This is a genomic window from Roseiconus nitratireducens (genome assembly GCF_008629675.1).
In the GTDB taxonomy this organism is placed as follows: Bacteria; Planctomycetota; Planctomycetia; order Pirellulales; family Pirellulaceae; genus Stieleria; species Stieleria nitratireducens.
Map to the genome: position 1 here is coordinate 22,831 of NZ_VWOX01000021.1, position 18,919 is coordinate 41,749.

Here is an 18,919-nt window from a genome sequence, read left to right on the forward strand (position 1 = left end):
GAAGGTCGGGCGAGGGCCTGACGATGCGTCGCGTTTCCTTTGGCATCAAACATCTTTTGGTCATCACGGCTGTCACCGCACTCGCTCTTGCGGGCTATCGGCTTGCGACGGGACCCTCGCTGGACCAGCGGATGGTCGGTGCCGCCACGAAGGGACACGGCCATCGGTTCGCGTGGCTGGTCTGGTTGGGCGCGGACGTTGACCGGGGCGCCGGAGAAAGCGGTTACGGCCATACACCGCTGCTGGACGCCGCCTACCAGGGAAACCTCAACGCCGTCCAACTGTATGTGGAACACGGTGCCTACGTCGACTATCAGGAGAAGGATGGATTCACCGCGATCACCTATGCGGCCAGAGAGTCACATTGGGACATCGTGTCGTTTCTGGCGCGTCACCATGCCAATTTCCGGTTGCCAGATGGGTACGGCCTGACAGCGGTGGATTATGCCGTCCGGCAGGGACGCGATGAGATGGTCGCGTTGTTTCACAGCAAGCCGACACCGCTGTCACGATGGCGGGTTTCGCAACGTGATTGGCCGCTTCACGTTGATGACGGTCAACCGCTGAATCGGCGTTACTACCTCTGGCACACGTGGCGCATCACGGGGCAAGAAAGCTGCGTGTTGAGTCTGCCGGCATTGGTCGACGCGGATGGTGCGGAGAAAACGCTCAAAAGCGGACCGATCGATTTTCAGTTCATCGACCACGGAAACCGAGTGAGGGTGGTTTTCGCCGATGGTCGGATTGAAACCTTCGCACTGTGATCTGACCAGAAAGTGTCGTCCGGGAATGCAGTCCGTCGGTGGCTGCTCATCCTCGAACTTGGCGAATCAGTCAACCGGTCCTCATTCCGACGGCTCGGGAATCGTGGCTTTCGCCGATCGGTCATCCACACGGAAATAGCCCAGCGGGGATTCTCCGGCGTCCGTGATCAGCCAGACGGCCCCGGGGCGAGTCTGCTGGCGCTGTCGGCCGCCGGCGGGTATGTCCGCGTAGTACTTCGGCTGGCCCTCGCGATCAACCCAAAAGAGCTTTGCCTGGGAGCCGGATTCGTTCAAAAAGTACACGTCAAACGGGCTTCCGTCCGGTCGGGATGCGGGGGCTGCCGCGGAGTCGGAAGAGGATCCCGCAAGCGGGTGCCAAGGAAGGCTGGTCAGTGAAGCGACGCTGGGTTTCGGTTTCTTGGCAAACGTCTTGGGGCCTTGCGCTCGAAGCGAATCCAGGATCGACTGATGTTCCGGATCGCCGGCCAGATTGTTCCACTCATAGGGATCCGCGTCGATGTCGTACAGTTCTTCGTCGCCGTTGGCATAGTGGACCAGACGCCAACGCTTTGCGCTCAATCCGTAACTACCGGGATCGTGAAGGCAGGTGACCGAGACGTGTGGCCAATCGCCGTCGGGGTTTTTCAGCAGCGGAACCAGACTCGGTCCGTCATGAGTCGATTCCGCGGGAAGGCCGCACAGGTCCAGCAGCGTTGGGAACAGGCTAACCAAATTGACGGGTTGGTTGCATCGCGCCGGCGTTGTCCCTTGCGGTAGCCCTTGGGCCCCGGAGGGGACGCGGATCATCAACGGGATGCGCGTGCAAAGCCGCCATCCGGTGTACTTCTGCCAGTGCTGCTTTTCCCCCAAGTGCCAGCCGTGATCGCTCCACAGCACGACGATCGTGTTGTCGGCGTGCGGGCTTGCCGCGAGCGCATCGAGGACCCGTCCAAGCATTGCATCGGCGTAGTGGATTGAAGCCAGGTAGCCTTGAATGCCATTCTTCCATTGGCCTTGGTTGCGGATGTGTTCGAAGTAACGGTTTGGTCCACGCGACTTTCCCTCCGCCGGCAGATCCTCCAAGTCATCCGCTTGGTATCCGGGAGGCAGCTGAATTGATTCCAACGGGAACGGTTCGAAATACTGCTTCGGCACGAACCAGGGTTCATGCGGTCGGTAGATCCCGCAAGCAAGAAAAAAAGGTTGGTCGTGTTCCTTGCCGAGCTGTTTCGAAATCCATTCGGTGACCAGGTAGTCACCTCCGTACTCGGCGTCCGTCTGATCCAGTGGTCCCCAGTCCGTTTCGACATACTGCCAGGGGCCCCCACGCGGCAGGCTTAGCGGACGCTCGGCGGCGTCCGGGTTGGCGGTTCGAGGAAACGGGTTCTCGGTTTCCGCTTTCGGGAAGTACTCGTCCCAGGAGGGCGCGTCGATGAAGTAGTGCAGCATCTTTCCCGACCCGGCGGAGTAATAACCATGACCGGAAAAGACTTTGGGGATGATGTCTGCATCGGGCAAGACTTCACGCATTTGCTGACGATTGTCATACAGCCCGCTGCGATTGGGCGAACGACCGGTGAAAATAGCTGTCCGGGACGGATTGCAGGCCGGGGCAGCGCAATGGGCGTTGGTGAACAACACGGACGAATCGGCCAGCCGATCCAGATGGGGCGTGATCGTTTGGGGGTGGCCGCCCAGGGAACCGATCCAGTCATTCAAGTCATCCATGGCGATGAACAACACGTTGGGTCGGTCCGATTCGGACGGACGCTCGGTTGCCGCCGCGTGCCGGCCGCGGAGACCAATCGGCGAGATGACGATTAGCAGGGCGATTGGCAAGACGCGGCGCGAAGGACTCATGGCGTTCTCTCCTGGACGGGCTGACGGCAGGCGGTCCTCATTGTCTGCCGATCCCCGCAAGGAATCTTGTTCGATGACCGAAATCCGACCGCAATTTGCGCACATTTTTTCCCATCGCGGAGATTCCGTGGACGGTCGGCCGTGGAGGAGGGGCATCCCGGCGGCGATCCGATCGCGATCCCTGAGATCCGTTAAGATCAAAAACGCTGTCGCGACGACGATTTTGATGTTCTCGGTTTCTCTAGGTCCAACGCCATGTATCTCCGCTCGTGGGTCCTCCTGTTCGTGCTCTTTGCTCCGGCGGCCGACGGCGATGAGCCCGATCCTTTGTCGGTGCCACTGGCGGCGGAGGATCCTGTTTATTTGAAAGTCGACGCCGCTCTGGAAGATCGCGTAGCCGATCTGATGGGGCGCATGACGTTGGAGGAGAAAGCGATCGCGTTGAACCACAACGGACCGGATTTAGAGCGGTTCGGATTGCGCAGCGACAAATGGAACCAGTGTCTCAACGGCGTCCAGTGGGATCGCCCCACCACGTTGTTTCCCAGTTGCATTGCGATGGCGGCAACCTGGGACCCCGAGCTGGTGCAGCGAGACATCGCGCGAGTGCTCTCCGATGAAGCACGTGCAATCTACAACGGTTGGCGCCAGAATCCTGATGTCCAATCCCAACACAAAGGGCTGATCTACCGCGATCCGGTGATCAACATTGGTCGAAATCCGTACTGGGGACGCAATCATGAAGCCTGGGGAGAAGATCCTTGCCTGACTGGGCGCATGGGCGTGGCCTACGTGCGAGGAATCCAAGGTGACGACCCGAAGTACTTGAAGCTTGCGGCAACGCTCAAGCACTATGCCGTCAACAATGTGGAGTCGGAGCGTTTTCAACTGGACGCGAAAGTGTCTCCGCGAATGCTCCACGAGTATTGGCTGCCGCACTTTCGCTCGGGGGTGGTCGAGGGCAAAGCTTGCTCTTTGATGGCCAGCTACAACGCAATCAACGGCACCCCGAACAATATCAATCACTGGTTGTTGACCGAAGTCCTGAAGGAGCGCTGGGGCCACGATGGATTTGTCGTCTCGGACCTGGGCGGCGTTCGCACCATGGTCGAAGGTCATGAGCAGAACCGGATGACCTATGTCGATGCCGTCGCCGCATCGCTGATGGCCGGATGCGATTTTTCCGATCGCGAGTTCCAGGAGAACATTCCCCGCGCGGTACGCGAGGGAAAACTGACGGAGCAGCGACTGAACGACGCGTTGGCTCGCGTGCTGAGAGTACGGTTTCGGCTTGGCGAATTTGATCCGGCCCAGGCCGTTCCCTACAGTCGAATCTCACCGGACGTGATTGCCAGTGATGCTCATCGCGCTGTGGCGTTGCGGACCGCACAGGAGTCCATCGTCCTGTTGCAGAATCGTGGAGCGTTGCTGCCGCTCCAATCACGGAATCTGCGACGCGTGGCCGTCATCGGGCCTCTCGCCGACCGCGTCGTATTGAACAATTACAACGGACGGCACGTGAACCTGGTAACGCCATTGCAGGGCATCTCCAATCATCTGGGCGGAGGCGTTGAGGTCCTGCATGCCCCGGGCGGTGGTGTGTTCGGCCGGGGCGATCAGGTGACCACTCGTGTTGATCGCGAGACCGGATTCAGTGACGGTGAGAGCGTGAAGTTCGAATCCGGATCGATCGGCGAATTCATCGAGTTTCCGCTGCGGGTCGATCAGGCCGGAGAGTACGATCTGACGTTGCATTTCAAATCCTTTCCAAGTCGCGGGCGTTTTCAGGCCAGTCTGGATGGGAAGGACGTCGGCGAAGCAATCGAGATGTACGGGGCCAATCCGGACTACGATCGGACGACAACCATCGAACGCCTGTCGTTGGAGTCGGGGCCGCACCGGTTGCGGTTCACCGTCGCCGGTCAGTCCGATGCCAGCCAAGGTTTTACCGGCCATTTCGATCGGGTCGATCTGGCGGGCCGGTCTCCGCTGTCGATCGAGCTAGAGAAGACGGATTATCTGACCGGGCGATCGGAAAGCTTCGAAGACCCGATCAAGCGTGCCGTCGACATCGCCGGCGAGGCCGATGTGGCAATCGTCTTTGTCGGCACCGATCAATCGATCGAGCAGGAGGGTCGGGACCGAAGGTCGTTGGGACTGCCAGGGGATCAACTGGAGCTGGTTCAATCGGTCGTTTCGGCGAACCCGCGGACCGTGGTCGTTCTGAAGAGCGCGGGGCCACTGACGGTGCCGTGGATCAGCCAAAACGTTCCCGCCGTCCTGCAGGCCTGGTGGGGTGGCGAGGAAGGCGGCACCGCGATTGCTGACGTGTTGTTCGGCGACATCAATCCCGCCGGCCGGCTGCCGCATACCGTTTATGCTTCCGAAGATCAGGTGCCCCCAGGAGACGACTATGACATCGATTGCGGATACACCTACATGTACGTCAAAGGTGAACCACTTTTCGCGTTCGGTCATGGACTCAGCTATACCACGTTCGGCTATGAGAACCTTACTGCTCCCGACGACGTCTTGCCGCCCGACGGGCGGGTTCAAGCGAAAATCGATGTCACGAACACGGGCCAGATGGCCGGGGACGAGGTCGTGCAGCTGTACGTTCGCAAGCTCGATTCCCAGGTCACACGACCCCGTTTGCAGTTGCGGGACTTTCGCCGAATCACATTGAAACCGTCCGAAACGCGTACGATTGCGTTCGAGCTCCCGGTCCGCGAACTGGCTTACTTTGACGTTTCTCAATCGGAGTTTGTGGTGGAACCGGGTGCTTATGAGTTGATGGTGGGATGTTCCTCGTCAGACATCCGGGCGCGTTGCGGGATTCAGGTTGCCGAGTCGGCGGGACGCCCTGCGAATCAATGATGTCGATCCCGGCATTGAGAGCGGCCGGGGCCCGGAAGAGGGGCCCGGATCGTTTGCCTCATTGACTCAGGCGGTCGATGGATCAAGCTTCTGCAAGTCGTGGGCTTCCGGAATGGTCCACCGACCGAAGACAAGAACGGACCGGCTCGGGTGATGGCCAACGATGCGAAACTTTGATTGCCGCTGCGGCGCGGCATTGTTTTTTCACAGTGAACAATGCGTCCGCTGCAAATCCGCGACCGCGATGTGCGCGAACTGCCGCCAGGTTGCTGCGGTCGACGATCTCAACGACGGAACCGTTCAGTGCAGCAATTGCGGCACTCACATGCGGTTCTGTGGAAACCGCGTCCAAAACGCGATCTGCAACGGCGGTGTCCGGGCCGAGTCCGCGGATGCGTTGTGTCGCTACTGCAGCTTGAATCAGATCGTTCCGGACCTTTCGATGCCGGGAAACCGGGAGAAATGGCTTTCGATCGAGCGGGCAAAACATCGCGTTCTGTACGATGTCGATCGCATCGGCTTTCCAATCATCACGGATGCTGGGGACGGAAGGGCCATTCTGAGATTTGAATTCAAATCGTCCACAGCGGAGCCGGTGACCACCGGACATACGAGCGGCCTGATCACAATGAATATCGCCGAGGCGGACAGTGTGCAGCGTGAACAGACGCGGGTCCAGTTCGGAGAACCGCAACGCACCCTGGTCGGCCACTTTCGGCATGAACTGGGGCACTATTTCTGGGACGTCTGTGTCAATCCGAGCCGACTGGATGAATACCGGCAGCTGTTCGGTGACGAACGAAATCCCGACTACGTGACCGCGCAGCAGCAATACTATTCCGGTGGGCCGCCCGACGACTGGTGGACGACCTATGTCAGCGAGTATGCGACGATGCACTCCTGGGAAGATTTTGCCGAAACGTTCAACGCTTACCTGGACATGATTGCGATCGTTGGGACCTCGGCCCACTTCCATCGTCTACGCGTGGACGCGGACGTGGATGGAGGGGATTTCCAACAGCTGTTGACTGCCTACCAGGACATCGGGATCGTCGCCAACGAATTGAATCGGGACATGGGGATGCTGGACCTGGTGCCCGAAGTGTTCACACCTCCCGTGGTGCAGAAAATGCGATTCGTTCATTCGCTCCGCGTGCAGCCGTGCCCGCAGCCGTAGCTGCAGTCCAGCTGCCAAGGTCGGCCTCTACCGCATCCGGAGGGTGCGGTCGGGCAAGGGTGTGATCGATCAGCAGCCGACCGTTGCGGCCGGTGGCACAGGATCGGCCAGCAACGCCCGGGTTCCGAATCGGGGCCTGCACTTTGTTTCGTGAGCCGGACGGCGCCACTTTGCGCGAGCCGCGTGGCGGCCGACGCGGGGCTCTCCGCATCCACCGGCGGCTAGATGACATCGCCACTTTGGGTGAGCCGCGTGGCGCTAGCCGGCGCTTGCCGCGGGTTTTCTCCCCTCAACCGGCGGCGAGCGCCTTGCCGCTCATTGAACTGCTACTCACGGTGTTGTCGATTCAAAGTGGCGCTGGACTTTGAAGTAGCCACACTCGCCAGAGCGTGGAATCTCCAACCCTGTCACTCTCCGACGACCGGACGTTGGGGCAGAGCCTGGCAAGTTTGGCAACGACGGAGCTCTTTGGCACACCCATTGCTTAGGAGACGGCCTGGACGGAGCGGGCCGACACGAAGGAACGTTTCAACATAGGATTTTCGCGTTGAGAGTTAGATTGGATGAAGATTGGGATCATCGGGCATTTGAAGTTTCCGATCGCAAAACCGCATGCCGGTGGATTGGAGGCGTTCACAGATGCCTACGTGCGGGCACTGATCCAACGCGGGCATGACGTGACCCTGTTCGCCTCCGCGGATTCCGATCGCGAGCTTCCTCTGGAACCGATCGTTGATCGCGGGACGGTGGTCGATTGCGTTCGGCGGGTCGGTCGAATCGACCATGCCTGGATCGACAGCGTCGAAGATGAAGCGTATGAAAACCTGATGGTGAAGCTGGCCGATTCAGACTTTGATGTCATCCATAATCATTCGTTGAGTCCGATCCCGCTGCGGTTTGCCGCATTGCTTCCCATGGAGATGGTCACCACGATTCAGACGTCGGTGCTGCCACGAATGTCGGAGGAACTTCTGCAGCGGGGCAGTCGCAGTTGTGGGCACTTCGTCAACATCTCCCAGTCGAATGAGAAATCGTGGCAGGCGTTCATTGAAGATCAATCGGTAATCTTTAACGGCATCGATACAGAATTCTGGCGGTATCAACCTGGGCCCCGCTCGCGCCGCGCCGTCTGGCTTGGTCGCATCACTCCGAAGAAGGGGACCCACCTTGCGATCGCGGCCGCGCACCGTGCGGGGCTGCCGATTGATGTTGTTGGGCCGGTCGTTGACTCGGACTACTTTGCCGAGCATGTGTGGCCGCAGCTTGGTAGGCAGGATTCCTATTTGGGGCATCGCGTTCAAGAAGACCTTTGCGAGATCATTGGACTGGCTTCGGTTGCGCTGGTGACCCCTTGTTGCGACGAACCTGTCGGGATGGCTGTTGCCGAAGCATTGTCTTGCGGGACGCCGGTGGCGGGATTTGCACGCGGGGCACTTCCGGAAATTCTCGTGCCTTCCGTGGGCCAGTTAGCCTACCCGGGCGACGTGGAAGGGTTGGCGAAGGCGACGTTGGACTGTTTGAACCTGAATCGTGAGGCATGCAGCCGGCTGGCACGACAGCGATTCGGATTCGACCGAATGGTCAAGCAATACGAATCCGTCTATCAGTCGACGAAAATCGGAGTGGCGGCGTGAGGTGGATATCCGGCGTCAAAAAAAATGGCAACGCGGGTGCTGACGCCGATTGATCTCCCGGTCATCATGGAGAGAGGAGATTCGTGGCGATCCGTTGGCGATCTTTGCGATGCCTTCCAACGGTGGTTTTTTTCGCAACCCAATGATCGAATCGATGAAGCAATTCTGTAAGGCCTTCGTTGGCCAAAAACTTGTCTGGGGCGTCCTGTTGATTTGCTTGGCGGCGGGATGCAGCCAGAAAGAAACCATCTTGGACGTCGAAACACCCGACGGCGGAGTCGAAGTTCAGCAGGATAAGGAAACTGGCGAAGTGTCCGTGGAAGTAGAGGACTGACGACGGGGTGTTGCTCGGTACCCGACTGGGCAGCGCGCGTCTGCATGGCGGATGCTCGGCAGAGTGCCTTGGGCTGAATTTCTCTCGCCGTCGGGGACGGTGGCTGCATTTCACGTACGATGCCGTCCTAGAGTTGGTTGTTGGCGACGGCGGCTTGCTGAGTCAACGTGGTCAACACGGAGGGCGACCAGGCGGATTCGCTCTCATATCCTTTAGCTGCTCTACGGCCGATGCCTCCCATCTTGGGAAGGACGGTTTCGGCGAGCGCCAAGATTTCCTGTGTGACTTCCGGAAATAGATTCTGCAAGAGAATGGAGACGTTCAGTGGGCTGCGTATAAAGACCTCGCCTCGCCCCTGCTGACAAGCGTCCAAGATTTGTTCGGCGGCCATCCCCGCGTCCATCGAGAGCACCGGCAGTGAGTCCCCGATGCTGAACCAGGCGTATTCATCGCGGTGCTGGCCCTTAAAAGTCGCGTTGCGGGGACTGCCAGTCCGCATCAGCCCGGGGCAAGCGGTGGTGACGAAAATGTTCTCGTGCTTTAATTCCGCGCGCAGCCCATTGGACAGACCGACCATGGCAAACTTGCTGACAGCATATGGCAGCATGTGTGGCACGGCACGCTTTCCTCCCAAGGAGGCCACGTTGACAATCCGCCCCCATCGAGCGGCTCGCATATGCGGTAGCACTTCCAAGCTGGTATGCAGGACGGACCAGCAGTTGGTACGCATGGAGTCTTCAAAGTCCTCGAACGTCATCGCATCGATGGGCCCGACGGTGATGATCCCGGCCACGTTGATCAAAACGTCCACCGATCCGAATTGGCTGGTCACCTGTTCGACGAAGCCAGCGACTTCATCCCGGACTCGAACATCGCAGGGCAATGCGAGCACCTCTGCTCCACGCTGCTCCAATTCCCTCGCCGCCACCGCAAGATCCTCTTGGCTGCGGGCAGTGATGGCCAATCGAGCACCATGGTCGGCCAATTGACGGGCAATCACCAGCCCCAGTCCGCGTGAGGCGCCGGTAATGATCACCCGTTTGCCTCGCCAATCAAATTCGCGATTGCGTCGGATGATGGTCCGTGTCAGCTGAAGACCGGTGTATGCGGCTGCCATGCCCAGGGCGGCTTTTGCGAAGCGGTTCATCGTCGGCTCAATCAGGGTAGGGGGCGTTCGGAGATTCAAGCGAGGGGCGGACGCGAGCGGTCGATTGTTTTGAGCAGAATGACCGCACCATGCATCCCTTTCGTTTGCTACTGTTGGGGTTTTGGGGAGGGTTGCAAATCACGGGCCGGTTTGACGCTCCGGTGGACAGGGACAGCCGCCCAGCACCGCAACACTTCGCGTGAGCCGCGGGTTTCTTCGCATCAACCGGCGGCTAGCGCCTTGCCGCTCATTGCACTGTCAACATACGGTGCTTTTGATTGAAGGTGATGCTGCCCAGTTGGTTCAACGTTGCGTCGCCCTTTCAGTTCAGCGCGGTGGAACGCGTCTTTTCAACTTGGTGCAGTCGATTGTTCAGCCTGTTTCGACCCGATGACGCCGCGGTTCGAGTTTTCCTGCGGGAGCAGGCGCAGCTCGAATTCAACTATCCAGACGTGGGGGCGAGCCGGGGGCAGTTTCCGCTCCGTTATGACCACGATCATTTCGAAGTCGTTCTCGGACGCGGACGCGACGTATTCGACGCCGCTCGGATTGCGATCGAGAACTGGCAACACTTCAATGTCGGTTGGGCCGAAGCCATCCCCCTGTCGACACCGATCACCGCAGCGGACAACGTTGCGATTCGCGCGCGTCTGGGCGGCATCTGGGGACTGGCGGCGGGTCGGGTCATCGAAGTCATTGATGATCTCTCGCCCGACGGCGAGCGGTTCGGTTTCTCTTTCGGGACCCTGCCGGGGCATCCCGAGCAGGGTGAGGAGCGATTTGAAATCTGCTTGATGCCGGACGGACGGGTCCGGTATCGGGTGGCCGCATTCTTCCGTTCCAATCATTGGGCGATCGGGATCGCTTGGCCTTATCTGCGTCAGCGATTCAATCGATTTCGCAGGGAGACCGCGAAAGTGTTGGAGGGAATCGTTCAGGATGCGGCAACGGAGTCGTGAGAATCGTGCTGATAGCTTCAGGAATCCGATCCCGGGCGAAACGCACAGTTTGGGAACGCGCGGTGGGGTGATTTGTCACAACTCCGGCCGCCGGACTTTTTCGATCGTGTCGTCAGGGGCCAATTTCGGGATTCCAAAGATTTTCAGGGATTCGCCGCATCTGGTTTCTCGTCGCAGGCTCTTGCTTGCCGTACGCTGAACTCAATCCGGAACCCGCTTCCCCTCTTCGCGGAGACGGGCGTTCGCCGGGCCGATTCGGAACATCCGTCTCGCTACCGACTCAGGAGTCGCTGATCATGTTGCTGCCGTTTTCCAGCTCCGCCGGACGAGGTTTTTGTCTGCTACTCGCGATCACAATCAGTGATTGCTTGGCGGGAGATGAGTGGCAGGTCGAATCGACGACTCACGCTAATCTGGGAGAGGGCAGTCGGTCCCAAGTGTATGAGGGAACGGTTGCATTGCCCGCCGGAGGACTGTGGCGAGCGCTTGCTCAGGAGTCCGAGGTTGAGATCCGCGAGCTCTATCTGACGCCGACGCAACCCGCCCGGTTGATGCAGTTGGGAGACCGGATGTACGCGGCACTGGAAGATCGGCAACTTCGATACGGCCAATGGGATATTCGCTATGGGTTTGAAGCCTGCCGGCAGTTTGCACAGGAGCACCAGGGCGTCGGTCCGAAGTCGATCGAGGAGTTGGCCAAGGATAAACGGTGGGAATATCTCTCGACGAATTGGGCCAACAAACGTCGTCAAATCAATGAGTTCGATGATCTAGTCGGTGAGACGGATCTGGAAGGGCCAACCGTGCACTTGATTCCTTCGGTGAAGTTCGAGTTTGCGCCACCCGAAACACAACCGAACGGTCGTCAGGAAGCCCAGACGCCGAGGGAAGAAGAGCGGTGGTTCGTTCCCGAAGCAGACCGAGCCGTGTTGGCGATCGAGTTGCGGCCCTTCGTCGATGACGGAAAACACTGGGTGCTCTACACCGATGGTGACTGTCAGCGCGTCCAGATTGATCCGGATCTTGTTGACTCGCAACAGGTTCGGATCCGCCCCGTGATCAACCGCGAACAACTAACGGTTGATTCGGATCAGCCGAAATGGGACTATCGGATCGTCTTGGTGACCACTGACGACGTGGGCGCTCCCTTGCGGCTGAAGGTGTTCAACCAAGTGCTTGGCAAGAATGCGACCATCCGCTGGGACGTGGGGGATCGTTCCGAATCAAAGTCAACCAATCTCCGGAATGCGCTTTCCGATTCTCGGAAGTTTGCTTGGCAGCCCTATTTGCTGGCCGGAAGCGGCGGCGTGCTCGATGTCTGGATGCAAAACGGGCAGCAACAGATTGATGAGGTGCCGCAAAGGAGTTCATCGACGTTTTCGATTCTGGGCGGCCGGGCTGCCATCGAGGAGACTCTGCAGTTGCAAAACCTGATTGTGGGCAGTTCCGAGGATGCGGAGAGTGTCGATGTCGATTCGTTGCCCAGCGTCGAGGTGAAATCGCATCCGTTCGAACAAATGCTTGACGGCCATCCGGGTGGCGACTTGGAGATGGCTAAGTACGTTCCACCGGATCGCTTCTTTGTTTACGTCGGGAAACCAGAAACGCTTCCGGCCCTGTTGGATAGTGGGGCGCCCTTCATTGCCAGCATGGGAACGGCGCTGACCAAGAATTGTTTGCAATACAACCTGGAAGCTCGGTACTTGGCACGACTGGGAATGAGTCGGGATTGGTTAGACGCCGTTCTGGCATCCGGAATGACCAGCGAGATGGCGCTGTTCACCCCCGATCTGTTCTTCATCGATGGAACCGACCTCACGGTGGTCGCCAAGTTGGCGCAGCCACAACTCCTGCAGCGCATGCTGACCCTCTTGGGAGCCTCTCAATTGCAGTCGGATTCGATTGTCGAGCTCCCGACCGTCGACGGTCAACCCGCTTACCTCGCGTTGCGAGATGATCTGCTGTTCGCCAGTACCAATCGAGACGAACTGCAGCGGTCTCTTCACCTTCGAGAGCAGAACGGTGAAGGCAGCTTGGGCGCAAGCACCGAGTTTCGATACATGTTGACCAAGCTGGATGTCACCGATTCAACGCGATTGTATGCCTACCTTTCCGATCCGTTCGTTCGCAGGCTTGTCGGACCCAGGGTCAAAATCGGGCAGCGTCGTCGTGTGATCGCCAAGGCAAAAATGGAAACCCTGGCGGCAGAAGCATTGCACGCCCGTTTGGACGGATACGGAATGCCGGAGTCGCTGTCGGCGCTGAAAAACAACGATCAACTCCCTCAAAACTGGTCGAATGATGATTTGTCGCTCGAAGCCACCGGAATCGTCCGCAGCGAGCACTATGACACGCTCCGCCGCATGCGGACGCTTCCGGAAGTCCCGCTGAAGAACGTCACTCCGCAAGAAGCTGAGGCCTATCGGCGGTACGTGGATAACTACTCCAGTTATTGGCGACGTTTTTTCGATCCGATCGGCATTCGCTTGGACGAGGTTGGTCGCAATCAACTGGAGCTGTCAACTTTCATTTTGCCGCTGGTCGACAATTCGATTTACAACGGATTGCGAATGGTTTTGTCGGACCAGGAGAACGGAGAACCGTTGTCGGTCCCGATTGTCCAGCCGACGCCGGTGCTGCAGTTCTCGGGCAATTTGCGAGAGCAAGCGTGGCAACAGATTGCCGGGAACTTTTCGGAGTTCTTTACACGCTATTCCGGGGCCAGTTCCGCGATGCTGGACGATTTCGGACCTAGCGTCCACGTGGCGATCTTTGATGCCGATCCGATCATTGCGATGGGGAGCGGTGACGTCTTCGGGGCATTTGGGGGAAATGTGCTTCGCGGAGGCGGTAGCGAGATGTTGATGGTGCCCGTCGCCCTTTCGGTATTGACGCGCCCCTGCAGCATCATGGTGGAAACAAAGTCGCCCCAACGGACCGCTCAGTATCTCCGTCAAGCTGCGCTGACCGGCATTGGAGCCGAACGCCGTGACCGTGATCTGAATGTTTCCTTTTACCAGGTTGACGACCGTGATGAATGGGTTTGGACTTTGGATGTATTCGGCGTCGTGAAGTTGAGATACGGATTGGAGGTCGTTGGAAACTATCTGGTGATCCGCAACATCCCCTGGTCCAGTGACGACCGTGTGGTCAGCGTGGCTCCGGCGGAGCTGAATGGCGCAGTGCTGCAAGCAAACCCTGCGGCATGCAAGCTGCAACTTCCCGGGCTGTTCGCCGCCGCATCGGACGCGAATCGGCAGGCCGTGATGTCGGGTCTGGGACGCCTTTACCCCTTCATGCTCAGTGGCGCCGGCAGCGTCGAACAGGCGTCCGCCGAGCACCAGCGAATGTTCGGGTTTTACCCGCGGCAGTTTGCCGACGATCGCTGGGAATGGAAAGACTTTCGAATGGTGAGCGCCAAGTACGGTGAACCGTTGCGACAGCGTCAGCCCGCGTTCGACCCCGAACAGCCTTTCGGAATGATGAATCGCATCGATTCGATCGAGCTGAACATGCAGTTTGAAGAGGACGGGCTGCGAAGCACGGTTCGGTGGCGACTCCGATAGCAGCGAAGTTTCATTCAGGAACGGTGTCCATCTCCGCCGCCTGGGGTGGCGGTGGCGCATCCGGCTTGGGTTTCAGGTTGCCCGTCATTGCCATGTAGCCGACCAGGCCGATCCCAATCAGCAGCATCACGACGTACATGCCAATCTCGAAACGCCGGTTGGATTCGGCGATGACGGCAGCCGGAACAAAAGTCGTCTGGCAGGAGGAGCAGCTGACCGGTTGAGACGATTCCTCTTCCTCAACGGCGACTTCCGTCTTGCATTGGGGGCACTTGGCCTTCACAACCGAACTCATCGATCGACCTCGGGGCATTGGGAGGGAGAAACAAGCCACGAGGTCAGTTTAGCGGTCCGAGTCAACGTCGGTGGCGGCCACGCGGCTCACGGCTTGCGCGATAGCCGTATTTGCCAGCGTCTGGACGCCACACGTTCATTCCTTGTCAGGCCCAGGTGCTTCCGTCGTTCTCAGCTCGGAAAAGACACCGCCGCTCGGGGATTCTGGCAACGTCGCTTGCCAGCTTTCGATTTCCGATTGCAGACGACGAGTCACGTCGGGGTGCATCTTGCTGAGATCCTTTTGTTCCAGAGGATCATCCGCCAGGTTGTACAGTTCGCGGTAGTCTCCCGCCCGATTGGTCAGCATTTTCCACTGGCCGTGCACGATGGCGTAGGAAGCCCAGTGGTAGGGCTTGGCCCTGGGGATCGGCCACGCCGATTGCATTCTCCAGAAAAGCGGTTTCTCACGAGTGCTAGTTTGGGTGCCCGTCAGGGCCTTGACCTGGCTGATGCCGTCGGGCTGATAATCCAGCGGCAGCTCGGCGCCGGCAAGTTCACAGAACGTCGGCAACAGATCGACCGCCGAAATCATCGAGGTTCGGTCCACCTTGCCCGCTGCGATTTTTCCGGGCCAGCGGGCAATGAAGGGAACGCCGATTCCGCCTTCAAAAAGGGCGGCCTTGTAGCCTTTCCTTCCGCCGGTTGTGCCCTTCGATGCGGCGATTCCGAAACCGGCGCCGGTCGCCGTGTCATACATCAGTTCCAATTCGGTGGGACGCGCCGCTCGGGCCGGACCGTTGTCGGAGCTGAAGATCACCAGCGTGTCGTCAGCGAGCCGAAGCCGATCCAGTGTCTTCAGCAACTCTCCGATGCGATCGTCCGCGTGCGAGAGCACCGACGCGTAGATGTTGTCCCGTTCCGGCAAGTCCTGAAAACGCCAGCGATACTTTGGCACAACGTGAAACGGGGTGTGCGGTTCGTGCATCCAGACGTTGATAAAGAACGGCTTGTCGTGGCGATGGCATTCTTCGATGAAAGCGATTGCGTTTTCGGCATCGGCGTGGACCGGCATCTGTTCGCCCGCACAGTTGAATGCGTCGTATCGGTCGTAACCGTATTCACTTGGCAACGGAGAGTCCGGGATCATGTCATTGGACAAGTGCCATTTGCCGAAGTGTGCCGTCGCGTAGCCGACTTGCTGTAAAAATCGGGGTAGCAACGGTGCCTGGGGGCTCAACCAGTCCGGCATGCCCCGTTTGGCGTTGCTGGGAACCCAGGCGAAATGGCCGTCGATGTTGTACCGGGCGGGAAAGTGTCCGGTCATGATGGCCGTCCGACTTGGCGAGCAGACGCCGCTGGCGACCGTGAACCGATAAAAGTCCGTCCCCTCTTTGGCCAAGCGGTCGATGTTGGGTGTTTTGACGTAGGGGTGACCATGGCAGCCGAGGTCGCCCCAGCCCCAATCATCTGCCAGGATCAACAGGATGTTCGGTCGCTCGGCGGCCTGGACGGGAACTGCCGCAGCCAAGACGAGAAGCAACCCTAGCAGTTTCTGTCGGATCATTATTCTGTGTCGGTGTCATGGAAGCAGTGTCGCCATCGCATCCGCAAATCCTTTGCCGATTTGTGCCAGGATGCCGGCGGAGCCCATGTAATGAAAATCAAAGTTTGACGTGCTGTCCTGCAAGATTTCAAGCTCTCGATCGTTGAACGTTTTGGCGTACAGCGCGTCAATCTGTTGCTGTCCTTGTTCGCGGCTGATCTTGCCAGATTTGATCGCTTCCTGAAGTTCTTTCACCTCGGGCTGAATTTCTTTCTCGCGGTCTCGCAGCCGGGCGACTTTCTGGTCCCAGTAGTTCTCCGTCAAAACCGTTGCCACGGATCCTTCAAATTCTGGCAGGGAAGCGGGGAAAGCCATGGCATCGCGAAAGTTTTGGTGAACGCCTTTGTAGCGTTGCTGATCGGGCCCGTATTGGTCCGTCGGTCCCCCGACCCCCATCACGCCGATCACGAAAGGTAGCCGGGGGACATCGAGATCTTTTCGAACGTCGCGGATCAATTGAGCCAGAAGTTCTCCATACGCGTCGTAGCCGCCCGGTTGATCACGATTGGGGTAGACGCCGCGATCGACCATGTCGTTCCAACCCTGGAACCACACAAAGCCGGACAGTTCGTAGCCGCTCGCAGAATCGTAATCCGGATACACGCTTGGAATGTCGTCCAAAACCGATCGGATGTGGTCCATCATCATTCGGTAGTAGTGCCCGGTGGCCTGTGCCTTCTCGGTTTTGAGCTGATCCAGGTCCTTGTTCTGTTTTTGAAACGTTTCAAGTTGCGATTCCGTGAACGTGTACGGTCCGGCGCCGGGTGGACGGAAATCGGTGTGAAGGCTTTTGCCGCCCCAAGCGGTTTTGATGATCAGGATCGGTTCGTTCAGATGCTGTTGCATGTAGATGCCAAAGGTGAACTCCGGGCCAATTTTCGGGCCCTTGGCCTGCGCTCCGAAACCCGCGGTCAACCGGCCCGACTGAACCTGGTCTGACGAACCGATCGATGAAATCCAGACCCGTTCGCAGACAATCGGTTCTCCATTGGGGCCGACCATGTCTTTCAGCAGCGGCGCCGCTTTCGGATTCAGCCTCATCGCTTCAAACGTTTCGACCTGCGCGTGACCCTGCATGTTGGATTGGCCGGCCAGGATGAAAACCTTGAGCGGGCCGTTGGGTTCGGCGTCCGCTCGCCCGCCAAAGCCGATCGCAAACAACAGCGTCAATGCAATCGGCAGGATTCGTTTTTGTCGGTGGTCGCTTTTCATCAGGGGATCTCATTCAGAGTGTAGTAAGCCTTCGCATGAACCAATGGCGATCCATCGGCCGATCGGATCGCCGACAGGTCAAAGTCGTGGACGTGACCTTGCATCAGCCCGTCGATCTGCAGTTGCACCGTCAAGCCGTCGTCGGAGACGCTGGCGGATTGGACTTCCGGTGTGGTTTGATCCACTTCGGGGCTTCCGTAGCCCTGCTGGTACACATGGGTGTACGTTTGCAAGATGTAGGAATCCGGGTTCACCGCCGACATTTGATCGACGGGTTTGGTGAAGGTGATTGCGAAGCCGTTGGGTCGCGCGCTGATCCGTTCGATTTCGAAAGGAAGCTTGCCGGTCCATTCCAAACGTTGCAGTGCGTAGGGTTTGGGACCTCGGACCGGCCATCCGCGGTTGGTGCCACCGACAATCAGATTTCCGTTGGGCGTGAACTGGCAGGCGAGCAACCCGGTCGCCAGTCCCTCGCGGAACGGGTAGCAAGCGCCCTGCCAGACTCCGTTGACTTTTTCGGTGGTGGCCCGCATCAAGATGCTCAGGCTGAAGTCGCCGATGAAGATCTGGTTTTCGAACGGCCCGAATTTGCCTCCGGTGCGATCCACCATGAAGCCGGAAATCGAACGTCCCATCTTGATGTAGGGAAAGACCACGGCGTAGGGGACCAACTCTTTCATCCGCCGGCTTTCGACCAACAGACGCGATCGCGTGTTCGGTTCCACCGCCGGTTTCTGCAGCCCCTGACGTTGGACCCGAGGCTGGTCGTACCACTTCAAGCTTGCCGGATGGCCCATGAATCCGCCCGGTTGCAGGACCTTCAATGAACAGGATCCGTTCCACGGTCCCTGGCTTTCCGCATAAAACATCACTCCGTGTTCATTCGGGCCGATGCCGCCGGGACTGCGAATCCCGCTGCAAATCGGAATGGTTTCGCCCTCGGGTGTCACCTTCACGCACCAACCGCGAAACGGAACATCCGACTGGTAGGATTTGGAAAGGCACAGAGCAACCCAGATGTTGTTGTCGTCGTCCAGCTTGGAACCGAAGGAAAACTCGTGGTAGTTTCGAAAGCCCCAGACGTCGCTGAGCGTCTCGAACGTATCGGCTCGTTCATCCCCGTCGGTGTCGGTGATTCGTGTGACCTCGGTTTGCTGGGTGACGTAGAACGATCCGTTCCGGAATGACAGGCCAAAGACTTCGTCCAAGCCGCTTGCGTACGTTTTGAATTGCGGCACCGGATGTTCGTCGAACACCCCATCGGTCAGCAAAATGTTGCCGCGCCGCGTGCCGATGGCTAGCCGGTTGTCCGGCAAGACGTCAAAGCTGCATGCCTCCAGCGGCAAATCCGTCGGCAGCGGAATGTCGATGATGCGATAGTACTTGGCCTCTTCCTCGGCAGTGTTCCAGTACTCGCCCAACGTTTCGGCATCGACGACCGTCGCTGCCAACAGCAGCGGGACCAAGAACGCCATTGGTTTCAGCATCCGGCCAAGTGCAGGCAGCGACG

General features: G+C 58.8%; 13 protein-coding genes. 7 read left to right on the forward strand and 6 right to left on the reverse strand.

Features of this window, described 5'->3' with window-relative positions; genetic code table 11:
* Positions 1–23 precede the first annotated feature (23 nt).
* Positions 24–764, forward strand: a complete 741-nt coding sequence (locus FYK55_RS25015; RefSeq protein ID WP_150079370.1) for an ankyrin repeat domain-containing protein — start codon at positions 24–26, stop codon at positions 762–764.
* A gap of 81 nt (positions 765–845) precedes the next feature.
* Here FYK55_RS25015 and FYK55_RS25020 read toward each other — a convergent pair whose 3' ends face one another.
* On the reverse strand, positions 846–2,624 hold the full coding sequence (locus FYK55_RS25020; protein ID WP_150079371.1) for a sulfatase-like hydrolase/transferase: 1,779 nt from the start codon (positions 2,622–2,624) through the stop codon (positions 846–848).
* Between the two features lie 255 nt (positions 2,625–2,879).
* Here FYK55_RS25020 and FYK55_RS25025 point away from each other — a divergent pair, with 255 nt between their 5' ends.
* From FYK55_RS25025 to FYK55_RS25040, 4 genes are all read left to right on the forward strand, one after another.
* Positions 2,880–5,501, forward strand: a complete 2,622-nt coding sequence (locus FYK55_RS25025; protein ID WP_150079372.1) for a glycoside hydrolase family 3 C-terminal domain-containing protein — start codon at positions 2,880–2,882, stop codon at positions 5,499–5,501.
* A gap of 163 nt (positions 5,502–5,664) precedes the next feature.
* A complete protein-coding gene (locus FYK55_RS25030) occupies positions 5,665–6,678 on the forward strand; it encodes a zinc-binding metallopeptidase family protein (protein ID WP_150079373.1) in 1,014 nt (337 codons plus the stop codon).
* A 563-nt stretch (positions 6,679–7,241) separates the two neighbouring features.
* Positions 7,242–8,312 (forward strand): glycosyltransferase family 4 protein, encoded by a 1,071-nt coding sequence (locus FYK55_RS25035; RefSeq protein ID WP_150079374.1) that lies wholly within the window; start codon positions 7,242–7,244, stop codon positions 8,310–8,312.
* A gap of 154 nt (positions 8,313–8,466) precedes the next feature.
* Complete coding sequence (locus FYK55_RS25040; protein WP_150079375.1) at positions 8,467–8,646, forward strand: hypothetical protein; 180 nt, start codon at positions 8,467–8,469, stop codon at positions 8,644–8,646.
* Between the two features lie 127 nt (positions 8,647–8,773).
* Here the strand turns inward: FYK55_RS25040 and FYK55_RS25045 are convergent, their stop codons facing one another.
* Entirely contained in the window at positions 8,774–9,793 is a 1,020-nt protein-coding gene (locus tag FYK55_RS25045) for an SDR family NAD(P)-dependent oxidoreductase (protein WP_150079376.1), read from the reverse strand.
* 287 nt (positions 9,794–10,080) lie between these two features.
* Between FYK55_RS25045 and FYK55_RS25050 the strand changes: the two genes are divergently transcribed.
* Together FYK55_RS25050 and FYK55_RS25055 are read left to right on the forward strand one after the other, a co-directional pair.
* Positions 10,081–10,752, forward strand: coding sequence for a DUF1990 family protein (locus FYK55_RS25050; protein ID WP_150079377.1), 672 nt, complete (start codon positions 10,081–10,083; stop codon positions 10,750–10,752).
* A gap of 296 nt (positions 10,753–11,048) precedes the next feature.
* The gene (locus tag FYK55_RS25055; RefSeq protein ID WP_150079378.1) at positions 11,049–14,318 is read left to right on the forward strand and encodes a hypothetical protein; all 3,270 of its coding nucleotides are present in this window, start codon (positions 11,049–11,051) and stop codon (positions 14,316–14,318) included.
* 10 nt (positions 14,319–14,328) lie between these two features.
* On the opposite strand, the gene FYK55_RS25060 is transcribed toward FYK55_RS25055, so the two are convergent.
* From FYK55_RS25060 to FYK55_RS25075, 4 genes are all read right to left on the reverse strand, one after another.
* Positions 14,329–14,613 carry a hypothetical protein gene (locus FYK55_RS25060; protein ID WP_150079379.1) on the reverse strand — a complete coding sequence of 95 codons (285 nt, stop codon included), beginning with the start codon at positions 14,611–14,613 and terminating at the stop codon, positions 14,329–14,331.
* Between the two features lie 135 nt (positions 14,614–14,748).
* Positions 14,749–16,158 (reverse strand): sulfatase family protein, encoded by a 1,410-nt coding sequence (locus tag FYK55_RS25065; RefSeq protein WP_150079380.1) that lies wholly within the window; start codon positions 16,156–16,158, stop codon positions 14,749–14,751.
* 15 nt (positions 16,159–16,173) lie between these two features.
* Positions 16,174–17,409: a sialate O-acetylesterase gene (locus FYK55_RS25070; RefSeq protein WP_150079381.1), complete on the reverse strand. Its 1,236-nt coding sequence runs from the start codon at positions 17,407–17,409 to the stop codon at positions 16,174–16,176.
* A complete protein-coding gene (locus FYK55_RS25075; protein ID WP_150079382.1) occupies positions 17,409–18,884 on the reverse strand; it encodes a DUF7133 domain-containing protein in 1,476 nt (491 codons plus the stop codon). The genes FYK55_RS25070 and FYK55_RS25075 overlap by 1 nt, the downstream gene beginning before the upstream one ends.
* Between the last annotated feature and the right edge of the window lie 35 nt (positions 18,885–18,919).

Excerpts from the sequence above, each read along its gene's own strand:
- FYK55_RS25015 (WP_150079370.1), top strand. The coding sequence starts at position 24 with ATGCGTCGCGTTTCCTTTGGCATCAAACATCTTTTGGTCATCACGGCT.
- FYK55_RS25020 (WP_150079371.1), bottom strand. The coding sequence starts at position 2,624 with ATGAGTCCTTCGCGCCGCGTCTTGCCAATCGCCCTGCTAATCGTCATC.
- FYK55_RS25025 (WP_150079372.1), top strand. The coding sequence starts at position 2,880 with ATGTATCTCCGCTCGTGGGTCCTCCTGTTCGTGCTCTTTGCTCCGGCG.
- FYK55_RS25030 (WP_150079373.1), top strand. The coding sequence starts at position 5,665 with ATGCGAAACTTTGATTGCCGCTGCGGCGCGGCATTGTTTTTTCACAGT.
- FYK55_RS25035 (WP_150079374.1), top strand. The coding sequence starts at position 7,242 with ATGAAGATTGGGATCATCGGGCATTTGAAGTTTCCGATCGCAAAACCG.
- FYK55_RS25040 (WP_150079375.1), top strand. The coding sequence starts at position 8,467 with ATGAAGCAATTCTGTAAGGCCTTCGTTGGCCAAAAACTTGTCTGGGGC.
- FYK55_RS25045 (WP_150079376.1), bottom strand. The coding sequence starts at position 9,793 with ATGAACCGCTTCGCAAAAGCCGCCCTGGGCATGGCAGCCGCATACACC.
- FYK55_RS25050 (WP_150079377.1), top strand. The coding sequence starts at position 10,081 with ATGCTGCCCAGTTGGTTCAACGTTGCGTCGCCCTTTCAGTTCAGCGCG.
- FYK55_RS25055 (WP_150079378.1), top strand. The coding sequence starts at position 11,049 with ATGTTGCTGCCGTTTTCCAGCTCCGCCGGACGAGGTTTTTGTCTGCTA.
- FYK55_RS25060 (WP_150079379.1), bottom strand. The coding sequence starts at position 14,613 with ATGAGTTCGGTTGTGAAGGCCAAGTGCCCCCAATGCAAGACGGAAGTC.
- FYK55_RS25065 (WP_150079380.1), bottom strand. The coding sequence starts at position 16,158 with ATGATCCGACAGAAACTGCTAGGGTTGCTTCTCGTCTTGGCTGCGGCA.
- FYK55_RS25070 (WP_150079381.1), bottom strand. The coding sequence starts at position 17,409 with ATGAAAAGCGACCACCGACAAAAACGAATCCTGCCGATTGCATTGACG.
- FYK55_RS25075 (WP_150079382.1), bottom strand. The coding sequence starts at position 18,884 with ATGGCGTTCTTGGTCCCGCTGCTGTTGGCAGCGACGGTCGTCGATGCC.